We start from the raw sequence: 26,042 nt of genomic DNA on the forward strand, positions 1-26,042 counted from the left end.
CGGCTCTACCGGTTGGGGCAGATCACCGCGAACCGGCCGCCCTCCGGGTCGCGCAGGCGCGCCACCCGGCCGTACGGGGAGTCGAAGGCGGCGCCCAGCACGCCGCCGCCCAGCCGCTCGGCGGTCTTGACCGCCGCGTCCGTGTCGGGCACCGAGAAGGAGACCTCCCAGTGCGGCGGGCCGCCCTCCGGGACTCCGGCGCGCAGCGCCGCGACGCTGCGGCCCTCCGCGAGCAGCACCACCCGCTCGTGCTCCCACCGCACCTCGAAGTGCGCGGGATCGCGGCCGTCCCAACGGAACACCTCGCCGTAGAACAGCGCGGCGGCGAACGGATCCGGGGTGCGCAGTTCGATCCAGACGGGGGCGCCGGGCACGTCCAGCACCCGGGCGGTGCCGGGCGGGCCCTCCCAGATGCCGAACACCGCGCCCATCGGGTCGGAGGCGAAGGCGACCCGGCCCTCGTCGAAGAGCAGCGGGCCGACGGCCAGCGTGCCGCCGCGCTCGCGTACGGCGTCGGCGGCCTGGTCGGCACTCTCGGTGCCGAAGTAGCAGGTCCAGGAGATCGGCAGGGCCAGGTCGCCGCTCGCCTCGCCGAGCCCGGCGACCGCCTCGTCCCCGGCCACCGCGTGCACATAGCGGCCCCAGCGGTCGGGGGCGGGCTCGAAGTCCCAGCCGAGCAGCTCACCGTAGAAGGCCTGCGCCTCGTCCAGGTCCCGGGCCATCAGGCTGACCCAGCACGGCGTGGCCGGCACGCAGCGCACCCTGGCGGTCTGGCTGACCATCGCGGTACCTCCTCGACACCGAGGCCGGGAGGCCCCCCGGCAGGGGCGGCCGACCGGTCGGCCGCCCAGCTCAGCCTAGGGTCAGCGGCGCGTCCAGGCGCGGTACGGCACGGCACCGGCGCGGCCCGGGTCGGCGCTCCCGCCGGTGCCGGGCGGGCCGGGGGCCGGCTTCGTCCGGCCGGACCGGCCGGGCGGCCGTCAGAGCCCGGGGAGCGTCCCGAACCCGCCGTGGCCCGCACCGGGGGCGGTGAGTGCGAGCCAGCCGTGGCCCCGGACGGGGGTGGCGGCGTCGATCCCGGAGGGGTCGATCGACAGGGACGCGGCCGCCTGGTTGACGCTCTGCACGCCGCGTGCGCCGGAGCCGCCGTCCTCGTCGTCGTAGTCCTCGTCGTCGTGATCCTCGTCCTCGTCGTCCATCAGCTCCACCTCCCAGGGCAGCGGCTCGCCCGTCCACGGCGGCTCGCTGTAGCGCCAGTAGCCGCGCCGGACGGCGCCCTGCTCGGCGACGGCCCACATCATCGCGTCGGCGTGCGGGTCCTGGTAGAAGACCTGGGCCTGACCGCAGGCCGCGCTGAGCCGCTCGATCGTGCCGTGCAAGTCCCACAGGGTCTCGCGCAGCGGGGTGTCCGCGTAGATCAGCCGCCACCCCGCGTACTCGGGGGTGACGAAGACACGGTGGACGCGCACGGAGCGGTCGCCGGGCCCGGGGACGAACTTCTCGTCATCGCGCTGGCACTCGTCGCCCAGGGCCACCGTCACCGGCACACGATCGTGCAGGCCGAGCACGTCGAAGGCCTTCTCGTAGGTCTCCCCGGGGACGGCCAGCCACCAGTGGTCGCCCAGGTCGGGCACCTCCTGGGCGCTGCGGATCCGCACCAGCCGCTGCACCGCGGCGCGATCGCGGGCCTCCAGGGCGTCGAGGCCGCCGGCCGCCAGCAGCGCCTCCAGCGCCCGCCGCCGCAGCCGCGCCGTCCCCGCCTCCCGCCGCAGCACCCGCAGCTGCGGGACGGCATCGGCGCCGAGCGCGGCCGGCTGCCCGGCTGCGAGTTGCCGCGGGTCGAGCCGTTCGAGTTCGGCGATCAGGGCATCGGTCTCGGTGTTCATGCCGCAGACCCTAGACGGGTGCACTGACACTCCCTCACCTGCCCCCGCCGGCCACACCCCGCGGCTGGGCCCGGGTCGCCCCGGCACCGTCAGGTCAGCACCAGCACCCAGAACAGGGCGAAGGGCACGACCACCGCGCCCGCCAGCAGGACCGCTCCCAGTCGGGCCCGCTCACGGGCGGCCCCCGGGCCCCGCGCCCGCCACCACCACACCGCGGTGGCCGCCGCCGCCAGCACGGCCCCCAGGGTGAGCACCTGGAGGGCGAGCCAGGCCACCGGACGGCCGGCCAGCACCGGCCCGGCGGTCAGCGCCAGCGTGACGTAGCCGAAGTAGCCCAGGAAGCCGAGCACCACCGTGAGGCCGCTGCCGGCCAGCCAGCGGGTGGCCCCGCTCGGCGGCGGTCCGCCCGGGCTGCGGCGCAGCCGCGTGAGCAGGCCCGCCGGCAGGTACGCGGCGGCGGTGACGGCCATCAGCAGCAGCGCCGCCGACTCGGAGCGGGTGGCGCGACGGCCCGCGAGCGGGGCGGCCTCCCTCGGGCGCGGTGCCCGGGCCGACGGGCCCGAGCGGAAGGCGCACCGGTGCCCGCACCCGTCCGGGGACGGGTCGACGGTCAGGTCTGCGAACGGATCTGCGGACAGGTGGCGGGGCCGGGGGTGCCGCCCTCTCGGCGGCTGTCCGCCGGGGGGCCGGCCCTCGACGAGCCCGCCCTGCTCCGCGCGCTCGGCCCGCTCCACTCGCCGGACCTCGGTCCGCCCCTCCGCCCGGATCTCCAGGCCTGTGCCGTGCCCTGCCCTGCACCCGCTGCGTAAGTCCACACCCCGTCCAATGCACCGCCCCGCCGGCCCGGCCATCGCCGCGCCCGCACCGTCACCCGACAGCCCCCGGAGGGCCACCACGAGTGACAGAAACCCATCGAAGCTTCATATGCCTTCCCCCGCCGCTCGCAAACCCCCGGGCCGCCGCGGGCTCGGCCCGCCCCCGCACGGCGGCGGCCCTGCCGGCCCCGGCTCCGCCCCCGAGCACCCGGAACCGCACCCGGAGTCCACCCTCACAACAATGTGACCCAGATCACATCGAAGTTTGAAATTCCGGGGAGCGGGTCCCCGTTTGGTCCTGTGTACGACAAACCGGGGAGGCTTTCCCCGGAACCGGAAGGGAGCAGGACCGTGAGCAGCACCACCGCCGCCGAGCCCCGCGCGCCCAAGCTGCGCGCGGACGCCACCCGCAACCGGGAGCGGATCATCGCGGCGGCGCGGGAGGTCTTCGTCGAGGTCGGGGCCGACGCCCCGCTGGACGAGATCGCCCGGCGCGCGGGCATCGGGAACGCGACGCTCTACCGCAACTTCCCGAACCGCGACGCGCTGATCCGCGAGGTGGCGCTGTTCGTGAAGGCCCGCATCCTGGCGCGGGCCGAGACGGCGATGGCCGAGCACCCGGACGCGTTCGACGCTCTCCAGAGCTTCGTCCACGGCGCGGCCGACGAACAGCTCGGCGCACTCTGCCCGGTCATCTCCGGGCGCTTCGACCACAACGACCCCGACCTGGCCGAGATCCGCGAGCGCCTGGTCGTCATCGTCACCGAGCTGATGGAACGGGCCCAGCGCTCGGGCGGCCTGCGCCCGGACGTCGCCCCCGGCGACATCTTCGTCGCCATCAGCCAGCTGACCCGCCCGCTGCCGGGCACCGCGTGCCTGGACCTCTCCGGGTTCGTCCACCGTCACCTGCAACTGTTCCTGGACGGTCTGCGGGCGCCGGCCCGATCGACCCTGCCCGGCCGGGCCCTGACCTTCGAGGACTTCCAGCAGCAGCACTGACACCGGCAGCACCGACACCTGGCGCACCACCGCCCCCGCGCCGGCCCGAGCGGCCGGCCGAAGCCAGCGCGCCCGTACGCCTCGCCTCGCCCGACCCGTCCGACACTCGCCCGCACGCCTCGCCCAGACACTCCCGGCCGCCAGCTCGGCCGGCCCCGCAGCCATCGCTTCGCGCACCGACTCCGCGGAGTCCCCCGCGTCCGGATGCCCCACACCCGCAAAGTGAGTACCTCCATGCCTGAAACAGCCCCGCAGCCCGATCCCCGGCGCTGGAAAGCCCTCATCTTCATCGGCCTCGCCCAGCTGATGGTCGTGCTGGACGCGACGATCGTGAACATCGCCCTGCCGTCGGCCCAGCGCGACCTGGGGATCACCGACGGCAACCGCCAGTGGGTCATCACCGCGTACGCCCTCGCCTTCGGCGGGCTGCTGCTGTTCGGCGGCCGGATCGCCGACCTCTGGGGCCGCAAGCGGACCTTCGTGGTCGGCCTGACCGGCTTCGCCCTCGCCTCCGCGCTCGGCGGCGCCGCCGCCAACACCGCGATGCTGCTCGGCGCCCGCGCTCTCCAGGGTGTCTTCGGCGCCCTCCTTGCCCCGGCCGCGCTGTCGCTGCTCGCGGTGATGTTCACCGAGGCCAAGGAGCGCGCCAAGGCGTTCGGCATCTACGGCGCGATCGCCGGCGGTGGCGGTGCGATCGGCCTGATCCTGGGCGGTCTGCTCACCGAGTACATGAACTGGCGCTGGACCTTCTTCGTCAACATCCCGTTCGCCGTGGTGGCGGCCGTCGGCGCCGTCCTGGTGATCCGCGAGCCCGCCCAGGGCCGCAACCGCGACCGGCTGGACATCCCCGGCGTCCTGCTGGTCACCACCGGCCTGGTCTCGCTGGTCTACGCCTTCACCCGCGCGGAGGCGGACGGCTGGTCGGCCCCGCTGACCATCGGCCTGTTCATCGCCGCCGGTGTGCTGCTCGCCGCGTTCGTCGTGGTCGAGCGGGTGGTCAAGGCCCCGCTGCTGCCGCTGCGGGTCATCCTGGACCGCAACCGCGGCGGGGTGTACCTGTCGCTCGGCCTGGCCGTGATCGGCATGTTCGGCCTGTTCCTGTTCCTGACGTACTACCTCCAGGTCGTGCTGCGGTACAGCCCGGTGCTGACCGGCGTCGCCTTCCTGCCGATGGTGGCCGGTATGATCACCGGCTCCACCCAGATCGGTGCCCGGCTGATGACCCGGGTCGCCCCGCGCTACCTGATGGCGCCCGGCTTCCTGCTCGCCTCGGCGGGCATGCTGATCCTCACCCAGATCAAGACGGACACCTCGTACCCGGCACTGATCCTGCCCGGCCTGGTCCTGATGGGCCTGGGCATGGGCACCGCCTTCATGCCGGCGATGAGCCTGGCCACGCACGGCGTCCAGCCGCGCGACGCCGGTGTCGCCTCCGCCATGGTGAACACCTCGCAGCAGGTCGGCGGCGCGATCGGCACCGCCCTGCTCAACACCATCGCGGCCAGCGCCACCACGGCGTACGCCGCCGCCCACCTGGCCGGGGCGAAGTCCCCGCAGGGCGTCCAGCTGCTCCAGCTGGAGTCGATGGTGCACGGATTCTCGACGGCCATCTGGTGGTCGTTCGGCATCCTGGTGGCGGCCGCCGCCATCGCCTTCACCCTGATCAACACCGGTCACCAGGGCGGCGCCCCGGCCGGCGAGGGTGCGCAGGACGCGGACAGCAACGCCGTCCCGGTGCTGGTGCACTGACACCGGCCGATCCCGCGGTGTGCACAATGGCCGGGTGGATCTCCAGGACCAGCTGACCCAGGCCATGGAAGCGGCCCGTCCGGTGCTCGGCACCGGGCGGGTCGCCGACTACATCCCGGCGCTCGCCGCCGCCGACCCGGACGCCTTCGGGCTGGCGCTGGCCACCGTCGACGGCGAGGTGCACGGCGTCGGGGACTGGGAGCGCCCGTTCTCCGTCCAGAGCATCTCCAAGCTCTTCACGCTCGCCCTCTCGCTGGCCGTCGGCGGGGACGACCTCTGGCTGCGGGTGGGCCGCGAGCCCTCGGGCAGCCCGTTCAACTCGCTGGTCCAGCTGGAGAGCGAGCACGGGATCCCACGCAACCCGTTCATCAACGCGGGCGCCATCGTGGTCACCGACAGGCTGCACAGCCTCACCGGCGACGCCCGGGCCGCCGTCCGGGACTTCCTGCGCGCGGAGTCGGGCAACCCGCTGCTGGACAGCGACTCGGTGGTCGCGGCCTCCGAGGCCGAGCACGGCGACCGCAACGCTGCGCTGGCGCACTTCATCGCCAGCTACGGCAACCTGGAGAACCCGGTCCAGACCGTGCTCCAGCACTACTACGACCACTGCGCGCTCACCGCCAGCTGCCGGGACCTGGCGCTGGCCGGCCTCTTCCTGGCCCGGCACGGGCTGCGCGCCGACGGCTCCCGGCTGCTGACCCGCAGCGAGGCCAAGCGCATCAACGCCGTCCTGCTCACCTGCGGCACCTACGACGCGGCCGGCCAGTTCGCGTACCGGGTCGGGCTGCCCGGGAAGAGCGGTGTCGGCGGCGGGATCCTGGCCGTCGTGCCCGGCCGGGGCACCCTCTGCGCCTGGAGCCCGGCACTGGATCCGGCCGGCAACTCCGTCGGTGCCGTCGCCGCACTGGACGCCTTCACCACGGCCACCGGCTGGTCGGTGTTCTGAGCCACGCCCCGGAGCCCGCGAGGCCCGCGAGGCCCGCGAGGCCCGCGAGCCCCCCCGGGCGGTCCGAGCTGCCCGAGCTGCCCGAGCTGCCCGGGCCGGCTGTCGGTGCCGGCGGGGATCATCGCCACCACGCCGACCTGGGAAGACTTCTGGACCCTGATCGACCTGCTCGGTGATCCGGCCGACTGCGCGTACGCCGAGCCACTGGCCGAGGCCCTCGCCGGGCTGCCGCCGGCGGCCATCACCGGCTTCGCCGAGCGACCGGCCCGCGCCAGCCCCGACGGGTGGCCGCCGCTGCGGCCCTGACCCCCTCAGCACCCGGGGGCCCCGGGGCAACGGGGACCGATCCGGCCGAAGGGGCCACCCCGGGGCGAAAACGGGGAGTGCACCCCGCTACTGTATGGGGCGCGGCAGGAAACGGGGGCTGCTCCCCGCTTCCGCCGCCCCATCGTCCCTGCTCGACAGAGGTGTGTGGCACATGACCCGGAATCAGACGCCCGGCCGCGGCCGGCGGGCGGCGGACTGGGCGGACGGCCGGCTGGGGATCCACTCCCTCGCCCGGGCCAACCTGCGCAAGATCTTCCCGGACCACTGGTCCTTCATGCTCGGCGAGATCTGCCTCTACACGTTCGTCATCATCATCCTGACGGGCGTCTACCTGACGCTCTTCTTCAAGCCCAGCATGGGCGAGGTCGTCTACGACGGCGCCTACACGCCACTGCGCGGGATCCGGATGTCGGAGGCCTACGCCTCCACGATGGACATCAGCTTCGAGATCCGCGGCGGCCTGCTGATCCGTCAGATCCACCACTGGGCCGCGCTGGTCTTCATCGCCGCGATGCTCGTGCACATGATGCGCGTGTTCTTCACCGGCGCGTTCCGCAAGCCGCGCGAGGTCAACTGGGTCTTCGGCTTCCTGCTGTTCTTCCTGGGCCTGACGGACGGCTTCTTCGGCTACTCGCTGCCCGACGACCTGCTCTCCGGCACCGGGATCCGCTTCCTGGAGGGCGTACTGCTGGCCGTGCCGCTGGTCGGCACCTACCTCCAGATGTTCCTGTTCGGCGGCGAGTTCCCCGGCACCGACATCGTGCCGCGGTTCTTCACCATCCACGTGCTGCTGATCCCCGGAATCATGGTCGGCCTGCTCGCGGCGCACCTGATCCTGGTCTTCTACCACAAGCACACCCAGTGGGCCGGGCCCGGCCGCACCGAGAAGAACGTCGTCGGCATGCCGCTGATGCCGGTCTACATGGCCAAGGCCGGCGGCTTCTTCTTCCTGGTCTTCGGGGTCATCGCACTGATGTCGGCGATCGCCACCATCAACCCGATCTGGGCGTACGGCCCGTACCGCCCCGACCAGGTGTCCACGGACGCCCAGCCGGACTGGTACATGGGCTTCGCCGAGGGCCTGGTGCGCGTCATGCCGGGCTGGGAGGTCCGGGCCTGGGGTCACACCCTCAACCTGGGCGTGCTGATCCCGATCACGCTCTTCCCGGTGATCCTGGGTGCGATCGCGGTCTACCCGTTCACCGAGTCGTGGGTCACCGACGACAAGCGCGAGCAGCACCTGCTGGACCGCCCGCGCAACGCCCCGGTACGCACCGCGCTCGGCGCGGCCTGGATCAGCCTCTACCTGGTGGCACTGGTCGGCGGCGGCAACGACCTGTTCGCCACCCATCTGCACCTGTCGCTGAACGCGATCACCTACTTCGTCCGGGTCGGCCTGTTCGTGGTGCCGGTGCTGGTCTTCGTGATCACCAAGCGCTGGTGCCTGGGCCTCCAGCGGCGCGACAGGGACAAGGTGTTGCACGGTCGCGAGACCGGCGTCATCAGGCGCCTGCCGCACGGTGAGTTCGTCGAGGTGCACGCCCGACTCCCGCAGGAGAAGCTGTTCGAGCTCACCGCACACGAGCAGCCTCAGCCGATCGAGCTGCCGGCCGAGGTGGACGAGAACGGCGTCGCCCGGCGGGCCGGACTCCTGGACCGCACCCGCACCAGGCTCTCCCGGGGCTTCTACGGCGAAGGCGCCCGGATCCCCAAGCCCACCGCCGAGGAGCACCGCGAGATCACCAGCGGCCACGGCGGGCACTGACCCGCCCGCCGCCGGCCGGCAAACAGCCCCAGGTATCAGCCCCAGGTATCAGGAGGACTCCGTGCACGAGGACCACACCGAGCAGCTCGCCGCCGGCAGGTACCTGCTGCTCACCACCTTCGGCGAGGACGGCACCCCGGTACGCACACCGATCTGGGTGGTCCAGGACGGCGGCGCGCTCGGCGTCTGGACGCCCGCCGACTCCTGGCCGGCCCGGCGGATCCGGCGCAGCCCCCGCGTACTGGTCGGCCCCTGTGACGCACGCGGCAACCCGACCGGTGGGCAGCTCCCGGCCCGGGCGGCACTCTGCGACCCGGACGCCACCGCCCAGTACCGGACCTCGCTGATCAACAAGTACGGCATGCCCGCCCTGCTCACCCTCGCCCGCAGCCGCCTGCGGTGCGGGCTGGCCGGCACGGTCGGCATCCGGATCACGCTCGACGAGCGCGCACCGCTGCTGATCGGCGCGCCCTGGCAACCGCCCGGCACGTACAGCCTCAACTGACCCACGGCACGTCCCGGGCCGACGCCCGCCGCCCACCGGTCGGCGGGCTCGGCCCGCGCCCGCGTTGCCGGGCGCGGGCCGCGTTACCGCGCTCCGTCCCAGTCCGCGTCCGCGTCGGGTCAGCCGGCCCGGTCCGCGCCGCCGCGCCCCTCCCCGGTCCCCGGCTCGGCGGCCCCCGACCCGGCGACTCCCGGCTCGCACTCCTCACGGCCGGTGTCGGTGTGCACGACCCGGACCGCCCGCTCGGGGCCGCCGGGCACCGCCCGCTGGGGCCGGCCGCAGCGGGGGCAGGTCAGGGGGATGGGTGACATCGCTCCTCCGATCCGGGGGTCGCGTCCCGCTCGCGCCGTGCGCCGAGCCCGGCGAACCCCGCGCGTGGCCGTACGGTCGCCTCACGGCCGTACGGCCACCTCAGTCGTGCGGTCACATCAGCGGGTGTGTCGGGAGCGGAGTGACCTCCTGGATCTCACTGTGCGCCTTGGTCAGCAACTGCGACGCGAGGTCGTTCAGGGCCCGCGCGGCCGCGATCTCCTCGCCCACCCGCAACTGCTCCGGATCCGAGGGGTGGCGGCTGGTGTAGCCGTGCGCCCGGATCTCGCTTCCGTCGCCGAGCCGGAGCAGGGCGGCTGCCGCGGTCCTGGCGCCCTCCTCGCGGAATTCCATCTCGATGTGCCAACCCACCAGAGTCTGCATGACGGATCACCTCCAGCTGTACCACCTCCAGAGTGCGCCGGGCGGGCGGCGAACACCAGGCAGGCCGGCACGGCAGGCTCCCGCGCGCACCGCCGGCGACGCCGCGGGCGCAGTCGGCAGTATCCCCAGAATCGACTTGAACGCGTTCAAACCCTGTCGTAGAGTCTGCTCCGCCAGGATTTTGAACACGTTCAGATGAAGGTCGTGACACCCGTGCCCCCGGTGCCGCTCATCCGCCCCAACCTCAGCGCCCACCGGGCCGTGACCGCCGGGAGACTGCCGTGACGATCCTGGTGAACCTCATCGTCATGCTCGGCATGTCCACCGTGATACCCGTCGGCCTGACCCTGATCGACGGCCCCGGCCTCGCCCCGCTGCGCCGCTGCTGGCCGGCCGCCGCCGTGCCGGGCGCCGTCGCCCTGTGGCTGCCACGCGGCCCGGGCGCCACCGCCCTCGCCGCGGCCTACGCGCTCACCACCCTCGTCCTCGCCGCCCAGGCGCCGCGCCGGCTGCTGCGGACCCGCTCACTCGCGCCGCGCGAGATCGCGGTGCTCACCGCCCTCGCCGCGCCGTCGGTCGCCGGGCTCGCCCTGGTCGCCGAACGCTCGGGCCACCGGCTGTTCGGCTTCGACCTGGACATCCTGGCGCTGACCGTCCCGCACTTCCACTACGCGGGCTTCACCGCCGCCCTGGTCGCCGGCCTCGTCTGCCGGGCCGCACCCGGCCGGCCCGCCGCCCGGTACGCCGCGCTCAGCGTGCCGCTGGGCACCCTGCTGGTACTCGCCGGCTACTTCGTCGACGACTGGGCCGAACTGCTCGGCGCCGTCGTCCTCACCGCCGGCATGTGGCTGGTCGGCCTGCTGACCTGGCGCGACCTGCGCACCCGCAGCGGCGACCGGACCACCGCCGGCCTGCTCGCGGTGTCGGCCGCCGTCCTGGCCGCCACCATGCTGCTCGCCCTCTGGTGGGCCCTCGGCGAGGCCTCCGGCCTGCCGCACCCCACCCTCACCTGGATGGCCGCCACCCACGGGCTGGGCAACGCGCTCGGCTTCGCGCTCTGCTCGCTGCTCGCCTGGCGCCGGCTCAAGGACACCACGGAGATCCCCGCATGAGAATCCTCAACTACCCCGAGGTGGGCGCCAGCATCGCCCCTGTCCCGCTGTCCGGCGGGTACCACCACCTCCGCCACCGCGCGCTGATCGGCCACGGCCGCGACACCCTGGAGGCCGCCGGCGCGGCCCTCACCGAGTGGCGGATGCACCGTGCGGCAGGCGTCCGGATCCGCACGCGGGCGGACCGGGCGGCGCCGGGAGCTGCCGTCGAGTGCGCGATCGGCGCCGGGCCCCTGCGCATCGGCGCCCCGTGCGAGGTGGTCTGGGTGGCGTACGAGGGCGACCGGATAGGCTTCGCGTACGGAACCCGGCGCGGGCACCTGGCCTGCGGCGAGGAGTCCTTCGTGGTGGAGCTCGGCGCCGACCGGGCAGTCTGGTTCACCGTCACCGCCTTCAGCCGCGCCGACCGCTGGTTCACCCGCGCCGCCGGCCCGCTGCTGCCGCTGGCCCAGCGCGCCTTCGCCCGCCGCTGCGGCCGCGTCCTGGCCAGCATCGCCACCACCGCCACCACCCGCTGACCCCGGTTCTTGCCCACCGACCCGTTGCCCACCACCCCCACCGCCGGCCGGCCCGGCCGCGCTCGCTGACGCCGGCCGTGGCCTCCCGGCCGTGCCGGGTCGTGCTCCTCTCGCCGCAGGTGAGCACGGGCCGCCGGCACGCCCACCGGTCGGCACCGGAGTGGGGAGTCGGCCGGTCCGACTTCCCACTCCGCCGCGCCGTACGTACGCGCGCGGCCGCCGATGCCCGGCCCGGTGGAGCTGCGTGCGACGTGCCCCCGACGGCGGGCCGCGGCCCCGGCGGAAATGGCGGTGCGCGCCCCGGGCGGTGTCCGCCAGACTCGGGGGGTGATCCTCATTCAGCCCGTGCTCGAAATCTACGTACCGGACGACTTCGCGCTCTGGCCGGTCGCCGCGCTGGCCCCGTTCAGCCTGCTCGCGCTCGGTGGCGGGCTGAGCCCCGAGGAGGTCGGCTCGGTGATGGCCAGTCTGGGCCACATCAACCGGGACACCTCGGACGACGCCGAACCCGTGGGCGATCCGCTGGACCTGTTCCTCGGCGCCCTGCTGGACCCGGAGGACGTCACGGGCAGCGGCGGCCTGCGGATCGAGGACACCGTCACCGGTACGGTCCTGCGACCCGGATGCTGCTGCGACCTGAACGACTGGCGGGAGTGGCTGGAGCTCGGCGCCGACGGGATCTGGCTCGGCCACGACCCGTGGCCCGTCGCCGAACGGCTCGGCGACACCGTCCGGCTGGTGCCCGACCAGGGGAACCCCGGCCCGGTGATCGAGCTTCCGGCCGCCGAGCTGGGCCGGCTGCTGCGCGGCGTCCAACGCGACCTCGCCGGCCTGCTGCGGCTGGTCGACGGCTGGGCCGGGGCCGTCGCCCCGGGCCGGGCGCCGGCCCTGCTCAGGACGATCGACACCGCGTTGAAGATCACTCCGGCGGTGGCGCCGGACCACGCCGCCGGGTGAGCGGCCGCCGGATCCCGTCCGGCCCGCCGGGCCGCCCACCGCCCGAGTCCCGGGGGGAACGCGCGGACACGGGGCCGGCCGACCCCGACCACCAGGGCCCCAACCGCCCCTCCCGTGAGCACTGTTAGCATCGTCCGCCTACCGACGGAAACGCCACTAGGGGGAATTGGTGTCCGACTTCACGGTTGACGTGGACTTTCTCGCGAAACTCTCCAAAGACCTGCAGGGCTGCGCCAGCGAGCTGGAAGAGGGCCTGAAGGCACTGAAGGACGTGGGCCCGACCGGCCTCGGCTTCGACTTCCTGGACGACTCCTGCGCCCACTTCCAGGACAAGTGGGAGTACGGCCTGAAGAAGGTCCACGAGTGCGTCAAGGTCCTGCACGAGGGGCTGGACCAGGTGCAGCAGAACTACGCCGGGACAGAGCAGGGCCTCACCAAAGCCATGAGCGGAGGCAACTGATGGCCACGAACACCCAGGACTGGCCGGGCATCGGCCACAACCCCGCACCGGGCGAGCCGGGCGCGGTCTCCGGCCTCAGCACCAGCCTTCGCCGGGTCTCGCAGCACCTGGTCGAGGTGCACACCGTACTCACCCAGCTCTCGAACGGCCAGGGGCAGTGGACGGGCGAGGCGGCCAACGCCTTCACGGGCAAGCTCGGTAAGCTTCCCGGCTACCTGCGGGACGCCTCGGACTCGATCACCGAGGCCTACCAGGCCCTCGACGTCTGGTACCGCTCGCTCGGCGAGCACCAGCCGAAGGCCCGAGACCTGGAGCGCCAGGCCCGATCCGCCCGCGAGCACAAGGAGCAGGCCGAGGCCGCCCACCGGAGCGCGGCCGGCGCCGCCGACCTCCAGCTCGCCGGCAAGCACTACCCGGACGACGCGAGCCTGGCCGACGCCAAGCGCCGCTACGACGCGGCCAGGACCCAACTCGACGCCGCCGCCCGTACGGTCGACAGCGCCGCCACGGAGCTGGACGACGTCCTGCGCCGGGCGCACGAGTTGGGCGACACCCACAAGTCCGACGCCCGCCAGGCGTCCACCCGGATCCGCCAGGCCGCCGACAGCAAGGCACCGCCGGAGCCCGGCATGTTCAGCAAGATCGGCTCCTGGATCAAGGCGCACGGCGCCGACATGCTCACGGTGGCCGCATCGGTGGCCGGCGTCGCGGCCATCTTCTTCCCGCCGCTCGCCCTCGCCGCCATCGCGCTGAGCGCGGGAGCGTTCGCCGCGCACGTGGCCACGTACGGCGCGTCCGGGCTCTGGCCGCCGAGCTCCAAGAACGTCGGCAACTACCTGACCCTGGGCGGAGACCTGCTCGGCGCGATTCCCGGGGTCGGCGTCGCCGCCAAGGGCATCGGTGTGGCCGGCCGCACCGCCCGGGCGACCGAGGGCGTCGGCGCGGGGATCCGGGCCGGCGCCAAGGCGGGCGCCACCGAGGTACGGGCAGGTGCCCGCGCCATCGACCCGGCGAACCCGATCTTCACCACCGCGATCGAGAAGCCGGCCATGAAGCTCGGTCTCTCCAAGGCGGCGGCCATGAACGTCTCCGACGGGGTGCAGGCGGCCACGACCCTGGGCCTGGCCGCCCCCACCGCCTACTCGCTGACCCAGAACAACCCGAGCGACGGGCTGACCAGCTCCGTGAACTACACCACCGGGGCCGGCAACGTCCTCGGCGGAGCGGGCATGGCCAGGGGCGGCGGCAAGGCCGGAGTCGCGGGCAGCCTGCTCGCCCTCGGCAGCGCCTTCGGACTCGGCAACTGGGGGGTGGCCCATGGCCACTGAGACCTCACAGGCACCCGGCCCCTCGCTCTGGCTCGCCCTGCCGGCCGGCTTCATCCGCATCGACCTGGACGAGGACCCGGGCGACCGGATGGAGCGGATGGCCGCGGGGCTGCACGCCCTGTTCCCCGACGCCCTCCCGGAGCAGAAGCTGAGCCTCGTCCTGGCGGGTGAGACGGCTCTGCAGTCCCACCTGCGCGAGGGCGCGGTCCATGTGTCGAGCTGCCTCTACGTGGCCGGGGACGGCGAGCCGATCCAGGGCACCTTCGCCCTCTTCGTCCGGCCCGAGGAGATCGGCGACCTCGCCACCTACCCTCAGCGCGCTGCGGAGCAACTCGCCGCCGCCTGGCCGGAGGCCGAGGCCGGCGTTCTGGGCCTGCCGTACGGCCGGGCCGCCGTCGCCACCCGCGACAAGGCGGTCCCCGTCCCCGGAGCGATCTACGGCGTGGCCGAGGACACGGCCACCGTCGTGCGGCAGATCGAACTGCTGATCCCGCACCCCTCGGGCCGTCACGTGGTGGCAGCCGTGTTCAGCACCGAACACCTGGAGCACTGGTCCGAGTGGCTGCCGATCGTGGCGACGGCGATGGACGGCATCTCCTTCCTCCCCCCTGCGACCGATCCGGCTGACGAGGGACCGTCCGAGCAGTGGACCAGCGTCCGGCGGGCGTTCGGATGAGTGCGCCCGTCACGACCCGCTGCCGCTGCCGTGAAGGGAGGCGGCCACCGTGCTGACACCGCCCCGGGCTGCCGCCGGTGGCGGGGCGGCCGGCGGGGCACCGCGGAGGCGCGGCGAGGGCTCGGCCGGCCTGACCTCGGCCCTCGCCGTGTTCGCGGTGGGCGGGCTCTTCGGGCTCGTCTTCGCCAACGCGTACCTCGGCGGGCTCGCCGGCTTCGGCCTGGGCGCCCTGTACGCGGTCGTGCTGTCGGCCGGCCTCGTCGTGGCGGCCGGAGCCGAGACCGGGTGCTGGACGGCCTTCCTCGTGCTGATCGCCGCACTGATCGCCGCCGCGGCGGGCAGCTCGGCCAGGGAGGACCTGATCCTGCTCTCCGGGCGTACGGTGACCGCCACGGTGGTCGGTAAGAGCATGGGCCCGGTCTCCAAGGGACACGCCGACTGGTACTACACCCTGCGCGGGCCCGACGGCACGACCGTGCCCGGCGGAAGGCTCAAGCTGTCCGAGGACGGCCTCGCCACCGGCGATCAGGTGACCGTACGCGAGGACCCCGCCGGCCGGGCGACGCCGAACGCTCCGGACAGGGTGAACCCCGACGGCAGCCTCTGGACCGCAGCGGGACTCTCCGGCGCGATCGCGCTCGCGGTACTGTACGCCGGCCTCACCCGCCGCAGGGCTCTGCGGGCCGGCGCCGGCCCGCCCCCGGAGGGTCACAACTAGGGCTGCCCGCCGGGGCGCAGCGGATCTCGCGCTGCGCCCCGGCGGGCGGACACCCGGGCCGGGCGACACCTGGTCACGCCTGGTCAGGGAGACGCCTGGTCAGGGCCCCGCCGTTCAGGCCTGGGCCTGGGCCTGGACGGGGACGCTGACCAGCACCTGGCGACCGTCCAGGGTGCGGACCTCGAAGTGGTCGATGTCCTTGAGCTGGAGGCCGGCCCCGCCACCGGTGCGCAGGGCGTCGGGCGCCTGGGCGGTGCCGTACCCGGTGTCGGGGACGGTCCAGGTGGTGACGGTCTGCCGCTCCCCGCTGCGCGAGACGGCGACCAGGTCGCAGCTCAGCGGGCCCCGGACGTTGGAGAGTTCGAGGCTGACCTGACTCCCCCACTGCTTGCCCGCGACCCCCACGGTCGCCCGCGCACCGCTCAGCGGGTCGGTGGCGGTGAACTGCTGCGCGACCGACGTCGTCGCGGCTCCGTGGTCGGCGCTGACCACGGCGACGGTGACGGCCGGCCCGCCGACCACCAGCACGGCTGCCGCCGCGACCAGCACCAGCCGACGGGTACGGCCGCGCCGCCGGGTGGCGGCGACCTCGCCGACCAGCCGGCCGAGCAGGTCCTCGCTCACCCTGGGCGCCGGATCGGCCGGGTCCACGGCGTCCGGCCCTCCGGCGGACAGGTACTCGGCCAGGATCGGCTCCAGTCCGCCGAGCTCCTCGACCTGCTGCGCGCACTGCGCGCAGCCGGCCAGGTGGCGTTCGAAGGCACTGCGCTCGGGCTCGTCGAGCACGCCGAGGACGTAGGCACCGACGTCGACGTGATCTTCCCTTGGCGACGTCACGATGTCACTCCTCGTTCCTCGAGCGCCAGCTTCAACGAGCGCAGCGCGTAGAAGACCCGGGACCGCACCGTGCCCGCGGGGACGCCGAGTTCGACCGCCGCCTCGTTGACCGTACGGCCCTTGAGATACGTCTCGACGATAACCGCACGGTGGGCCTCGGTCAGGTCGTCGAGCGCTTCGGAGATCGTCATCAGCCTCAGCGCCTTGTCGAGCTCGTCCTCGGCCGGCAGCAGCTCCAGTGGCGAGGCGTCCACCTCGCGTGGGCGGGCCTGGATGCTGCGGTGGTTATCGATCACGATCCGCCGGGCGACCGTCACCAGCCAGGGGCGCAGCGAGCCCGCCGTCACGTCCAGCCGGTGGATGTTGCGCCAGGCCCGGACCAGCGTCTCCTGGACGATGTCCTCGGCCCGCTGGCGGTCTCCCGCCACCAGGCGCAGCACGAAGCCGAACAGCGGGCCGGCGTGCTCCTGGTAGAGCGTGCGCATCAGCTCCTCGTCGGGTGTGGTGCCGTACGACGGCCCGCCCGCGGCGCCGCCACCGCCGCCGCGGGAGTGCTGTTCGGTCACGGCGCTATCCTTGCGCACCCGTACCTCCGGGTCGAGAGACTCGCTCGGCCACTCGACGGTCTTCGTCATCCGTCACGCCCGGCCGGGCCGTACGTGCCACCGGTGGTGGCCACCTGCCGTACTCGGTCAGTAGCCGTAGCCGCCGGAGCTCGGGGACTGCGAGGGGGTGGCCGGCTTGCCGGCCGGCGGCTGCGAGGGCGTGGTGGCGCCGGCGCCGGCCTTCTTGCCGTCCGGCGTGACGACGAACCAGGTGCCGCCGACGCCCTGGCCCTTGGTCTCGCCGGGCTTGGTGTCGGGGGCGTAGCGGTAGAGCGGCCAGCCGTTGAGGGTGAGCTGCTGGCTGCCGTCGGCCCTCGTCACGGTGCCGACCAGCTTGCTGTCGATGCCCTTGACGGAGGTGTCGCCGCCGGCCGGCACGGGCGGCCAGGTGGTGGCGCAGGCGCCGTTGCAGTTGGACATGGACGGGCTGGCGGTGTCCTTGTCGAAGCGGTACAGGGTCAGGCCCGCGCTGTCGGTGACGATGGCGCCGAGCTTGGGGTCGGTGGCCGCCTGGAGGGCGGCCGCGCCCGCCTGGGCGCCGGCGGAGCCGGTCGACGGGCTCGTTGGCGCGGGGCTGGCCGGCGCGGTCGCCGCAGCGGTGGGCGACTGGCCCGAGCCCGCGGAGGAGGAGCCGGAGCCGGAGGAGCCACAGGCGGTCACCAGGGCGATCGAGGTCAGGCCGGAGGCGGCCAGCAGAGCGATCCGGTTGTACTTGCGCATGATCGTGTCCCCAGAGGCATGCTGATCGGAACCGCCGGGTGGGTCCCGCCGGCCGGGGCGCCTTCCCCGCGCCCGCACCCTCCAGTACGGACGCCGGCGCGGAGGTACTCAACCGTCGTCCAAGATTCTTCGGAATTCTTTCCGGGACACCTTCTCGGGCCGCCCGCCCGGCCCGGGAAGGGGGTGGAATAGCGGGGGTGACGCGGGGGTTGACGCGTGCGGACGGCCTCGGATCCAACCTCGAAGGGCAGGAACCCTGATATGAGCACGGTCGTGCTGACCAAGGACAACTTCGACGAGGTGGTCCCCGGCCCGGCGGGCAAGGACTTCGTCTTCATCGACTTCTGGGCGGCCTGGTGCGGGCCATGCCGCCAGTTCGCCCCGGTGTACGAGAAGGCCGCCGAGCGCCACCCCGACCTGGTCTTCGCCAAGGTGGACACGGAGGCGGAGCAGGAGCTGGCGGCCGCCTTCGGCATCCAGTCGATCCCGACGCTGGCGATCATCCGGGAGGGCGTGCTGGTGTTCTCGCAGCCCGGTGCCCTGCCGGAGGCCGTGCTGGAGGACTTGATCGGCAAGGCCCGCGAGCTGGACATGGCCGAGGTGAAGCGCAAGGCCGCGGAGTCCGCGGCCGCAGCCGACCCGGCGTGAGCCGGGCGGCCTGAGCCCGGCGCGGGCCGGGCCGACCGCAGGACCAGCCGGGCCCGCCCGCGATGCGCCGGGTGGCGCACGGACGCCTCCCGCACGAGACGGGCGCCGGGTCAGGCCCGGTCGATCGCCATCTCGATCTCCCGGCGGTCGGCATCCCCCGGGACGGGCTCCGAGTGCCCGGTACGCCGGAAGCCGGCCTTGCGGTAGAAGGCCTGGGCGCGCGCGTTGTCCTCGTGCACATAGAGCCGCACCCGCTCGATGCGTGGCTCGGGCAGCTCCCAGGACCACTGCCGGGCGGCCCCGAAGAGCGCCTCGGCGATGCCGGAGCCACGCGCCTCCGGGCGGACGAAGACGCCCACGACGTGGGTCTGCGCAGCATTCGGGACACCCCCGAACGAGGCTGCGACACCGGCCGGCTCCACCAGCACGCTGAGGGTGCCGACCCAGCGCCCGCCGGCGTCGTCCGCGTCCTGCGCGATGAACTGCCGGACGCTCTTCCCCTCCGCGGCGGCCGCCACCCGCTGCTGCCAGAACTCGTCCGGTCTCGCGACGGCCTGCTCGTACGTGTCCAGGAAGGCGATGGCGGCGGCCGGATCCTGAAGGGCGGCCAGCCGGATCTCCTTGGCCCTGGGCCACTCCTCGTGGCGCACGGCCCTGATGGTGTAGGTCATCGCCCGATCTTCGCACCAGGCCCGGGCCGCGCCGCAAGGCAATTTCGCCTCCCGCAGCGGCCTACGGGCCCGAGCAGGCGACGCGCCGGGGCGGCCGACGACCGGCGGGGTCAGAGCCGGGCCGCGAGCCCGTCCACCAGCAGGCGCAGCGCGAGTTCGAAGCCCCGCTCGTCGAGCCCGCCAGGACCGCCGCCACGCGCCGCGGAGGCCTCCAGGGCGCCGGCCAGCGCCGGGTGGCTCGGGCGGTACTCGGCCGGCCTGCGGGTGAAGCCGGCGGTGAAGGTCTCCAGGGCCGAGCCGAGTACCAGGTGGTCGAGCGGTCACCGCGTGTCTGATGGCCTCCCAGGGCGGCGCCGCCCTCGGGCTGTACTCGCTCGCCCGGGACGGCGTCTCCCCGTTCTCCGACCAGGTCCGCAAGGTCAACGAGCACCGGGCGCCGATCGGCGGCCCGGTGGCCGCGACCCTGGTCAGCGGCGCCGCGCTGCCCCTGGGCCTGGAGTCCACCGCGATCGGCAGCCTGATCACCTTCGGCACCGCCGCCACCTTCCTGCCGTTCTTCCTGCCGTTCTTCCTGCTCAGCCTGGCCGCCCTGACCGCCCGGCTGCGGGGCACCTGGCGCCCGTCCGGCCAGGTCTCGTACGGCCGGGCCGGCACCGCGCTGAACGCCCTCGCGGTGCTCTGGACCGGCCTGGAGGTGATCAACATCTGCTGGCCGCGCGCCATCCTCGCCCCGCCCGGCGCCCCCTGGTACCAGGTGTGGGCCGCGCTGCTCGGCGTCGGCATCGTCACCCTTCTGGGCCTGGGATACCTGCTCGTCCGCCGCCCGCAGCGACACATGCGCGACCACCCCGCCGCCGAGCGCCCCGACACCGGCGAACTGGCCCCGGCCGTCCTCTGAGCCGTACCGCCTCGGCCCCCGGCCCGGGTGACATCGCCCGACACGGCTTCGAGAGCCCGCGCACGGCCGCCGCACGACCGTGACAATGGCACCGATGCCGGATCCGGAGCCGTACCGGGCGAGGCCCGCGGTACCGCGGCGCACCGGCAGCACAGCGATCGACAGGGACACCCATGGCGGAGCAGCAGCCGGTGGCCGAGCTCGACCCCCGGTACAGCGACGGCAACACCTCTCCGACCGGCTGGCCGGAGGCCCGTGACAGGCTGGTGGGCGCGGAGCTCTACTGGCTCTCCACCGTCCGCCCCGGCGGCCGCCCGCACGTCACACCGCTGATCGCGGTGTGGGTGGACGGCGCGCTGCACTTCTGCACCGGCCCCGGCGAACGCAAGGCCAGGAACCTGGCGCACAACCCGCACTGTGTGCTGACCACCGGCACCCCGACCCTCTTCGAGGGCCTGGACGTGGTGGTGGAGGGCGACGCCGTCCGGGTCCGCGGCGACGATGCGCTGCGCCCGGTCGCCGACGCCTTCGAGCGCAAGTACGGCAGCGACTGGCACTTCGACGTCCGCGACGGCGCCTTCATCGGCCAGGGCGGCGAGGCCCTGGCCTTCCGGGTGGATCCGGCGACGGCCTTCGGCTTCCGCAAGGGCGACGGCGAGTACAGCCAGACCCGCTGGCGCTTCACCGCCGAGGGCTGACCACACGGGACGGGCTGTCCGTCCGCGCGCAGGACCGGCCGTCCGCTCGGAACCGCCTGATCGCCCGGGACGCAGGCGCGAGCCGCTGCCCGGAGCCGCCTGTGCGCGCACCCGATCAGCGTGTTCACCTGCGCGAACCGCCGCACCCGGCAGAGGATGGGCCCGTCGCCGGTGATCCCCTCCGGCGTGGCAGCCGACCGAGAGCGAGGGCGTGTCCGCCATGAGCCAGCTTCCGACCCCGACCGAGACCCCGGGGGAGGCCCCGCCGGCCTTCCGCAAGGTGACCACCGCCGTGGTGACGGGCAACGCGGCAGCCGCGCCGTACCACGTGGACGTCCGTGCGGGCACCCATCGGCTCGGCGCCGACGAGCCCGTCCGGCGCGGCGGCTCCGACAGCGGACCCGAGCCGTTCGCGCTGCTGCTCGCCTCGCTCGGCTCCTGCACCGCGATCACTCTGCGGATGTACGCCGAGCGCAAGCAGTGGCCGCTGACCGACGTCCGGGTCCGGCTCGGCTACGAGACCGACGGGCGCACCGGGCGGATCTCCCGCCGGGTGGCGCTCGACGGCGAGCTGGACGAGGACCAGCGCGCCCGGCTGCTGGAGATCTGCGAGCGCACCCCCGTCACCCTGGCGCTGCTCGCGGGCGTCGCGATCGAGACCACCGAGGAGCGGGCATGAGCGAGCAGCCCGAACGGTCGCACGAGCACGAGCACGAGCACGACCAGGAGCAGGGACAGGGCTCCGAGTCGGGGCTCGGACTGGAGCAGGACTACGACGTCATCGTTCTGGGCGCCGGCCCGACCGGCGAGAACCTGGCCGACCGGACGGTCGCCGCCGGCCTGCGCACCGTCATCGTGGAGAGCGAACTGGTCGGCGGCGAGTGCTCGTACTGGGCCTGCATGCCGAGCAAGGCGCTGCTGCGCCCGGCGGCCCTGCTCGCCGAGGCGCGGGCGGTGGCCGGTGTCAGGGAGGCGGTGCGCGGCGAGCTGGACGCGGCGGCGGTGCTGGCCCGGCGGGACTCCTTCGCCTCCGACTGGCAGGACGACGGCCAGGTGCAGTGGCTGCGCGACACCGGTATCGACCTGGTCCGCGGCCACGGTCGGCTGACCGGCGAACGCACCGTCACCGTGACGACGGAGGACGGCGGTGAACGCCGGCTGACGGCACGGCACGCGGTGGCCGTCTGTACCGGCAGCCGGGCCGTGCTGCCCTTCGGCGTACCCGGCCTGGCCGAGGCCGGCCCGTGGACCAGCCGCGAGGCGACCAGCGCGCCGAAGATGCCACCGCGGCTGATCGTGGTCGGCGGTGGCGTGGTCGGCGCGGAGATGGCCACCGCCTGGCGGGCGCTGGGCTCCGAGGTCACCCTGCTGGTGCGCGGCGCGCGGCTGCTGCCCCGGATGGAGCCCTTCGCGGGCGAGCTGGTCGCGGACGGGCTGCGCGCGGCGGGCGTGGACGTCCGCACGGACAGCAGCGTCGGCGAACTGGAGCGCCCCGACCAGGACGGCCCGGTCACGGTGGTGCTCGCGGACGGCGAGCGGCTGACCGCCGACGAGGTGCTGTACGCCACCGGACGGGCGCCCCGCACGGAGGACCTCGGCCTGGAGCGGATCGGCCTGACGCCGGGCGACTGGCTGGAGGTGGACGACAGCTGCGCCGTCCGCGCGGTCGAGGGCGGCTGGCTGTACGCGGCCGGGGACGTCAACCACCGCGCGCTGCTCACCCACCAGGGCAAGTACCAGGCCCGGATCGCCGGCAACGCGATCGGCGCGCGGGCCCACGGCAAGCCCGTGGACACCGGCCGCTGGGGCGCGCACGCGGCCTCGGCGGACACCGCGGGCGCCCCGCAGGTGGTCTTCACCCACCCCGAGGTGGCCGCCGTCGGCCTGACCATGGCCGAGGCCGAGCGGGCGGGCCTGCGGGTGAAGGCCGTCGACCACGACCTCGGCGCCGTCGCCGGGTCCTCGCTGTACGTCGACGGCTACACGGGCAAGGCCCGGGTGGTCTTCGACCTGGACCGCCAACTGCTGGTCGGGGCCTGCTTCGTCGGCCCCGGCGTGGCGGAGCTGCTGCACTCGGCGACGGTCGCCGTCGTCGGCGAGGTGCCGATCCACCGGCTCTGGCACGCGGTGCCCTCGTACCCGACGATCAGCGAGGTCTGGCTGCGCCTGCTGGAGGACTGCCGCGGCTGACCGTCCGGGGCCTCTGTCCGGGGCCTCTGTCCGGGCTGGCATTCCGGGCCTCTGTACGGGCTGGCATTCCGGGCCGCCGGCCGGAGGTGACGATCCGCCATCTCCGGCGGCGGCGCCGGCCACTGCGGCCACGGCTGCGGTCGGACGCTCCGCGATGGGATGCCGCTGCGGTCGGGCACTGCTGCCGCCACGGCGGTCCGTGCCGCGGCCGCCGCGGGCTGCCGCAGGGTCGGCCGCGGTGCCGCCTCCCGAGTGAACGCCGGTCCCGGGTGCATGGCAGGTGAGACACCTCGCCGCTTGTCCGCCCAGCATCTGCCATGTGCCGCCGCATGCGTTCTGACCTGCGCTTTCATACCCGTTAGGGTGGAAGCGGCGCGATCGGGAACCCCCTTTGTCCCACGATCGAAAGACGAGGCCCACCCATGACCCTGAGCATCCGCAACCAGCTCCCCGGCGAAGTCACCAAGGTCACCAACGGCGAGGTCATGTCGACCGTCAAGGTCCGCCTCGCCTCCGGGCAGGAGCTCACCGCCGCCGTCACCCTGGACGCGGTCAAGGAGCTCGGCCTCGCGGCGGGCAGCCAGGTCCGCGCGCTGGTGAAGTCCACCGAGGTGTCGCTGGCCACCGGGCCGGTCGCCGGGCTGAGCATCCGCAACCAGATCCCGGGCACGGTCTCCGAGATCTCCACCGGCGGTGCGATGGCCGGTGTGAAGGTCACCGTGGACGGCGGCGAGCTGACCGCCGCCATCACCGCCGACGCGGCCGGCGAACTGGGTCTGAAGGCCGGCTCGTCCGTCGTCGCGCTGATCAAGTCGACCGAGCTCTCGCTCGCCACCGCCTGACCGGCGGTCGGCGGCGGTCGCCGCGCCGGCGCACGCACCGGCCGACACGAAGCACGGGCCCGGCCCGGCCGCACGCCGGGCCGGGCGTCCGTGGTCACGCCGCGCCCTCGTCCGGCCCACTGCCCGTGGCGCTCACGGCCGCGGCGGTAGGCCTGGGCCATGAACACGTCTGCCGCCGTGAGCGGCCCCCCTCCCCAACACCCGTCCGAGCCCCGAGTCCCGGCCACCCCCCGATGGCACCGCCGGGTCACCGCCGCGCTGCTCGGCACCCTGATCAGCCTGCCGCTCGCCGCCACGCCCGCGCGGGCGGCAACCGGTGACATCACCGAGTTCGGCATCCCCACCGCTGACAACGCTCCGATCGGCATCACCGCGGGGCCCGACGGCAACCTGTGGTTCGCCGAGAACCGCGGCAACCGGATCGGGCGGATCAGCACCTCCGGCGCCGTCACCGAGTTCCCGCTCTCCCACCCGGACAGCTCCCCGGACACCCTCACCAGCGGCCCCGACGGGCGGCTGTGGTTCACCGAGTCCGGTATCAACGCGATCGGCCGGATCACCACCTCGGGGTCCGCCATCGACGAGTTCACGGTGCCCACCGCGAACTCCTTCCCGCTCGGCATCACCGCCGGCTCCGACGGCAACCTGTGGTTCACCGAGGCCGGGACCAGCAGCATCGGCCGGGTCACCACCGCCGGAGTCTTCACCGAGTACCCCATCCCCTCGGGCGACTCCGCCTACCGGATCACCGCCGGCCCGGACGGCAACCTCTGGTTCACCGAGCTGTTCGCCAACAAGATCGGACGGATCACGCCCACCGGGTCCGTCACCGAGTACCCACTGCCCACCCCGGACTCCTTCCCCGACTCGATCACCAGCGGCCCCGACGGCAACCTCTGGTTCTCCGGGAGCGGCTTCAACGGCATCGGACGGATCAGCCCCGACACGGGCGCCGTGCACGAGTTCCCGCTCACCACGCCCAACAGCGGTCCGATCGGTATCACCACCGGCCCCGACGGCAACCTCTGGGTGGCCGAGTCCAACGCCGACCAGGTCGCGCGGGTCACCCCGGGCGGTGTGGTGACCGAGTACCTCGTCCCCGCCACCCACCCGGGCAGCACTCCGTTCCACCTCACCGCCGGCCCGGACGGCAACGTCTGGTTCACCGAGCTCCTCAGCGGCGTCATCGGGCGGGTGCAGACCGGCGTGAGCGGGCCGACCGCCGACGTGAGGGTCGGGCTCGGCGCGCCCGCCACCGTACGGACCGGCTCGGCGTACACCTACACCCTCACCGTGACCAACCCCGGGCCGGCCACCGCGGCCGCCGTCACCGTCACCCTGACCAAGCCGCTGGACCTGCCGGTGACGGCGGCCACCGCGCGCCCGAAGCGGCAGACACCCACTCAGCTGACCTGGAACCTAGGGCCGCTGAAGGTCGGGGCACGACGCGTCATCCAGGTGACCGCCATGGCGACCTTCCCGCACACGGTGAGCGCGACGGCCAAGGTGACCTCCACGACGCCCGACCCCGACCCCACGGACGACTCGGCGACCGCCCGCACCCGCTTCACGCTGCGCTGAGCACCGCCCCCAGCGCCGCCCCCAGCCGCCCCCAGCCCTCAGCCCTCAGCCCTCAGCCGCCGGCCACGCACCGGGCGGCGGGCCGCACCTCAGGCCCGCCGCCCCTCCCGGTGCCCGTGGCCCGGCCGGCGCCGCGCTCAGCCCTGGGCGACCGGCCCCAGCCAGACCGAGCTGACGCCGCTCACGTAGCGCGCGCCGCAGTGGTCCGCCGGCACCACCAGCTGCGGTCCCGACTCGTCCAGCGGAGCGCCGTCCATGCTGGTGGCGAGCAGGATCTGCTGCCCGCCGAAGTCGGGGTCGATCTCGGCCCAGGAGAGCACCGCGCGGTGGCCGTCCGCGCCGCTGACGGCCAGCAGGAAGCTCAGCCGCTGCTTGCGGCCGGTGAAGTCGATCCTCGGGCGGGCGGCGCGCAGCACATCCCAGAGCCGGGGGCCCTCGTACCCGTGCCGCTGCGCGCCCTCGGTCAGGCAGTCGAAGCTCACCTCGACCTGCTCGGTGGGCAGCTCGCGCAGTTGTCCCACCGTCAGCTCGACGGGCTCGTCGAGGTGGCCGTGCAGCCGGACGGTGGCGGGGGATTTCATGCGGCACGCTCCTCCCGGACCGCCTGGCACGGTCCGGGAGGGTGGCACCCGTGAGCCGCCCATAGCATTCGCATCTGCGATGGTGAAAGCAATCTTTCAGCCGCATCGGCGATGGATACCCGCCTACGTCCCTGGCGTCTGCGGTTCAAACGCCGACGGCACGGGCACCCGGCGCCAGGACACGCAAGGACGCAATAGGGCGGACGGCCGGATCCGGACGGCACCCCGCAGCACCCCCTCGGCGTACCGGCGTGCTCCATCTCCACCGCGGCCGGACGGACCATCGCCGGCCCCACCGGCGCCGTCGGCCTCACCGG

The 26,042-nt window shown here is 74.0% G+C and carries 30 protein-coding genes; 20 read left to right on the forward strand and 10 right to left on the reverse strand.

What is annotated here, in order from left to right; all coding sequences use genetic code 11:
* Positions 1 to 5: 5 nt before the first annotated feature.
* From ACIBH3_RS18915 to ACIBH3_RS18925, 3 genes are all read right to left on the reverse strand, one after another.
* On the reverse strand, positions 6 to 782 hold the full coding sequence (locus ACIBH3_RS18915; RefSeq protein WP_396313121.1) for a VOC family protein: 777 nt from the start codon (positions 780 to 782) through the stop codon (positions 6 to 8).
* A gap of 198 nt (positions 783 to 980) precedes the next feature.
* A complete protein-coding gene (locus ACIBH3_RS18920) occupies positions 981 to 1,886 on the reverse strand; it encodes a hypothetical protein (RefSeq protein WP_396313122.1) in 906 nt (301 codons plus the stop codon).
* Positions 1,887 to 1,975: 89 nt separating this feature from the next.
* Positions 1,976 to 2,620, reverse strand: a complete 645-nt coding sequence (locus ACIBH3_RS18925) for a hypothetical protein (protein ID WP_396313123.1) — start codon at positions 2,618 to 2,620, stop codon at positions 1,976 to 1,978.
* Between the two features lie 432 nt (positions 2,621 to 3,052).
* On the opposite strand from ACIBH3_RS18925, the gene ACIBH3_RS18930 reads away from it, so the two are divergent.
* From ACIBH3_RS18930 to ACIBH3_RS18955, 6 genes are all read left to right on the forward strand, one after another.
* Positions 3,053 to 3,700: a TetR/AcrR family transcriptional regulator gene (locus ACIBH3_RS18930; RefSeq protein ID WP_396313124.1), complete on the forward strand. Its 648-nt coding sequence runs from the start codon at positions 3,053 to 3,055 to the stop codon at positions 3,698 to 3,700.
* Positions 3,701 to 3,934: 234 nt separating this feature from the next.
* On the forward strand, positions 3,935 to 5,449 hold the full coding sequence (locus tag ACIBH3_RS18935; RefSeq protein WP_396313125.1) for an MFS transporter: 1,515 nt from the start codon (positions 3,935 to 3,937) through the stop codon (positions 5,447 to 5,449).
* Between the two features lie 34 nt (positions 5,450 to 5,483).
* Entirely contained in the window at positions 5,484 to 6,395 is a 912-nt protein-coding gene (locus ACIBH3_RS18940) for a glutaminase (RefSeq protein WP_396313126.1), read from the forward strand.
* 105 nt (positions 6,396 to 6,500) lie between these two features.
* Entirely contained in the window at positions 6,501 to 6,701 is a 201-nt protein-coding gene (locus tag ACIBH3_RS18945; RefSeq protein WP_396313127.1) for a hypothetical protein, read from the forward strand.
* A gap of 172 nt (positions 6,702 to 6,873) precedes the next feature.
* On the forward strand, positions 6,874 to 8,487 hold the full coding sequence (locus ACIBH3_RS18950) for a cytochrome bc complex cytochrome b subunit (RefSeq protein WP_396313128.1): 1,614 nt from the start codon (positions 6,874 to 6,876) through the stop codon (positions 8,485 to 8,487).
* A 61-nt stretch (positions 8,488 to 8,548) separates the two neighbouring features.
* Positions 8,549 to 8,992, forward strand: coding sequence for a PPOX class F420-dependent oxidoreductase (locus ACIBH3_RS18955; RefSeq protein WP_396313129.1), 444 nt, complete (start codon positions 8,549 to 8,551; stop codon positions 8,990 to 8,992).
* Positions 8,993 to 9,111: 119 nt separating this feature from the next.
* On the opposite strand, the gene ACIBH3_RS18960 is transcribed toward ACIBH3_RS18955, so the two are convergent.
* Positions 9,112 to 9,303: a hypothetical protein gene (locus ACIBH3_RS18960; protein WP_396313130.1), complete on the reverse strand. Its 192-nt coding sequence runs from the start codon at positions 9,301 to 9,303 to the stop codon at positions 9,112 to 9,114.
* Positions 9,304 to 9,415: 112 nt separating this feature from the next.
* The gene (locus ACIBH3_RS18965; protein WP_396313131.1) at positions 9,416 to 9,685 is read right to left on the reverse strand and encodes a DUF1876 domain-containing protein; all 270 of its coding nucleotides are present in this window, start codon (positions 9,683 to 9,685) and stop codon (positions 9,416 to 9,418) included.
* A gap of 281 nt (positions 9,686 to 9,966) precedes the next feature.
* Between ACIBH3_RS18965 and ACIBH3_RS18970 the strand changes: the two genes are divergently transcribed.
* The 7 genes from ACIBH3_RS18970 to ACIBH3_RS19000 all read left to right on the forward strand — a co-directional run bounded on the left by ACIBH3_RS18970 (position 9,967) and on the right by ACIBH3_RS19000 (position 15,454).
* On the forward strand, positions 9,967 to 10,797 hold the full coding sequence (locus ACIBH3_RS18970; protein WP_396313132.1) for a YndJ family protein: 831 nt from the start codon (positions 9,967 to 9,969) through the stop codon (positions 10,795 to 10,797).
* A complete protein-coding gene (locus tag ACIBH3_RS18975; RefSeq protein ID WP_396313133.1) occupies positions 10,794 to 11,315 on the forward strand; it encodes a DUF1990 domain-containing protein in 522 nt (173 codons plus the stop codon). Before ACIBH3_RS18970 ends, ACIBH3_RS18975 begins: the two co-directional genes overlap by 4 nt.
* A 327-nt stretch (positions 11,316 to 11,642) precedes the next feature.
* Positions 11,643 to 12,272 (forward strand): hypothetical protein, encoded by a 630-nt coding sequence (locus ACIBH3_RS18980; RefSeq protein WP_396313134.1) that lies wholly within the window; start codon positions 11,643 to 11,645, stop codon positions 12,270 to 12,272.
* Positions 12,273 to 12,441: 169 nt separating this feature from the next.
* On the forward strand, positions 12,442 to 12,732 hold the full coding sequence (locus ACIBH3_RS18985) for a hypothetical protein (protein ID WP_396313135.1): 291 nt from the start codon (positions 12,442 to 12,444) through the stop codon (positions 12,730 to 12,732).
* Positions 12,732 to 14,060 (forward strand): putative T7SS-secreted protein, encoded by a 1,329-nt coding sequence (locus ACIBH3_RS18990; RefSeq protein ID WP_396313136.1) that lies wholly within the window; start codon positions 12,732 to 12,734, stop codon positions 14,058 to 14,060. Before ACIBH3_RS18985 ends, ACIBH3_RS18990 begins: the two co-directional genes overlap by 1 nt.
* Positions 14,050 to 14,736: a hypothetical protein gene (locus tag ACIBH3_RS18995; protein WP_396313137.1), complete on the forward strand. Its 687-nt coding sequence runs from the start codon at positions 14,050 to 14,052 to the stop codon at positions 14,734 to 14,736. Before ACIBH3_RS18990 ends, ACIBH3_RS18995 begins: the two co-directional genes overlap by 11 nt.
* 49 nt (positions 14,737 to 14,785) lie before the next feature.
* Positions 14,786 to 15,454 (forward strand): hypothetical protein, encoded by a 669-nt coding sequence (locus ACIBH3_RS19000; protein ID WP_396313138.1) that lies wholly within the window; start codon positions 14,786 to 14,788, stop codon positions 15,452 to 15,454.
* Between the two features lie 114 nt (positions 15,455 to 15,568).
* On the opposite strand, the gene ACIBH3_RS19005 is transcribed toward ACIBH3_RS19000, so the two are convergent.
* From ACIBH3_RS19005 to ACIBH3_RS19015, 3 genes are read right to left on the reverse strand one after another with little or no spacing between them, the layout of a single operon-like run.
* Positions 15,569 to 16,291, reverse strand: coding sequence for a zf-HC2 domain-containing protein (locus ACIBH3_RS19005; RefSeq protein ID WP_396313139.1), 723 nt, complete (start codon positions 16,289 to 16,291; stop codon positions 15,569 to 15,571).
* On the reverse strand, positions 16,288 to 16,926 hold the full coding sequence (locus ACIBH3_RS19010; RefSeq protein ID WP_396313140.1) for a sigma-70 family RNA polymerase sigma factor: 639 nt from the start codon (positions 16,924 to 16,926) through the stop codon (positions 16,288 to 16,290). The genes ACIBH3_RS19005 and ACIBH3_RS19010 overlap by 4 nt, the downstream gene beginning before the upstream one ends.
* A 57-nt stretch (positions 16,927 to 16,983) precedes the next feature.
* Entirely contained in the window at positions 16,984 to 17,616 is a 633-nt protein-coding gene (locus ACIBH3_RS19015) for a hypothetical protein (protein WP_396313141.1), read from the reverse strand.
* A 261-nt stretch (positions 17,617 to 17,877) separates the two neighbouring features.
* Here ACIBH3_RS19015 and ACIBH3_RS19020 point away from each other — a divergent pair, with 261 nt between their 5' ends.
* Positions 17,878 to 18,264: a thioredoxin family protein gene (locus ACIBH3_RS19020; RefSeq protein WP_396313142.1), complete on the forward strand. Its 387-nt coding sequence runs from the start codon at positions 17,878 to 17,880 to the stop codon at positions 18,262 to 18,264.
* 110 nt (positions 18,265 to 18,374) lie between these two features.
* Here ACIBH3_RS19020 and ACIBH3_RS19025 read toward each other — a convergent pair whose 3' ends face one another.
* Entirely contained in the window at positions 18,375 to 18,935 is a 561-nt protein-coding gene (locus tag ACIBH3_RS19025; protein ID WP_396313143.1) for a GNAT family N-acetyltransferase, read from the reverse strand.
* A gap of 334 nt (positions 18,936 to 19,269) precedes the next feature.
* Here ACIBH3_RS19025 and ACIBH3_RS19030 point away from each other — a divergent pair, with 334 nt between their 5' ends.
* The 6 genes from ACIBH3_RS19030 to ACIBH3_RS19055 all read left to right on the forward strand — a co-directional run bounded on the left by ACIBH3_RS19030 (position 19,270) and on the right by ACIBH3_RS19055 (position 25,144).
* Complete coding sequence (locus ACIBH3_RS19030) at positions 19,270 to 19,833, forward strand: amino acid permease (protein WP_396313144.1); 564 nt, start codon at positions 19,270 to 19,272, stop codon at positions 19,831 to 19,833.
* Between the two features lie 173 nt (positions 19,834 to 20,006).
* Complete coding sequence (locus ACIBH3_RS19035) at positions 20,007 to 20,531, forward strand: pyridoxamine 5'-phosphate oxidase family protein (RefSeq protein ID WP_396313145.1); 525 nt, start codon at positions 20,007 to 20,009, stop codon at positions 20,529 to 20,531.
* A 220-nt stretch (positions 20,532 to 20,751) separates the two neighbouring features.
* Complete coding sequence (locus tag ACIBH3_RS19040) at positions 20,752 to 21,210, forward strand: OsmC family protein (protein WP_396313146.1); 459 nt, start codon at positions 20,752 to 20,754, stop codon at positions 21,208 to 21,210.
* Entirely contained in the window at positions 21,207 to 22,721 is a 1,515-nt protein-coding gene (locus ACIBH3_RS19045; protein WP_396313147.1) for a dihydrolipoyl dehydrogenase family protein, read from the forward strand. Before ACIBH3_RS19040 ends, ACIBH3_RS19045 begins: the two co-directional genes overlap by 4 nt.
* A 422-nt stretch (positions 22,722 to 23,143) precedes the next feature.
* A complete protein-coding gene (locus ACIBH3_RS19050; protein WP_396313148.1) occupies positions 23,144 to 23,563 on the forward strand; it encodes a molybdopterin-binding protein in 420 nt (139 codons plus the stop codon).
* Positions 23,564 to 23,722: 159 nt separating this feature from the next.
* Positions 23,723 to 25,144, forward strand: a complete 1,422-nt coding sequence (locus tag ACIBH3_RS19055) for a hypothetical protein (RefSeq protein ID WP_396313149.1) — start codon at positions 23,723 to 23,725, stop codon at positions 25,142 to 25,144.
* 137 nt (positions 25,145 to 25,281) lie between these two features.
* Here ACIBH3_RS19055 and ACIBH3_RS19060 read toward each other — a convergent pair whose 3' ends face one another.
* Positions 25,282 to 25,725 carry a molybdopterin-dependent oxidoreductase gene (locus ACIBH3_RS19060; RefSeq protein ID WP_396313150.1) on the reverse strand — a complete coding sequence of 148 codons (444 nt, stop codon included), beginning with the start codon at positions 25,723 to 25,725 and terminating at the stop codon, positions 25,282 to 25,284.
* Positions 25,726 to 26,042 lie beyond the last annotated feature (317 nt).

Source organism: Kitasatospora sp. NPDC050543, from assembly GCF_044457565.1.
Taxonomy (GTDB): Bacteria; Actinomycetota; Actinomycetes; order Streptomycetales; family Streptomycetaceae; genus Kitasatospora.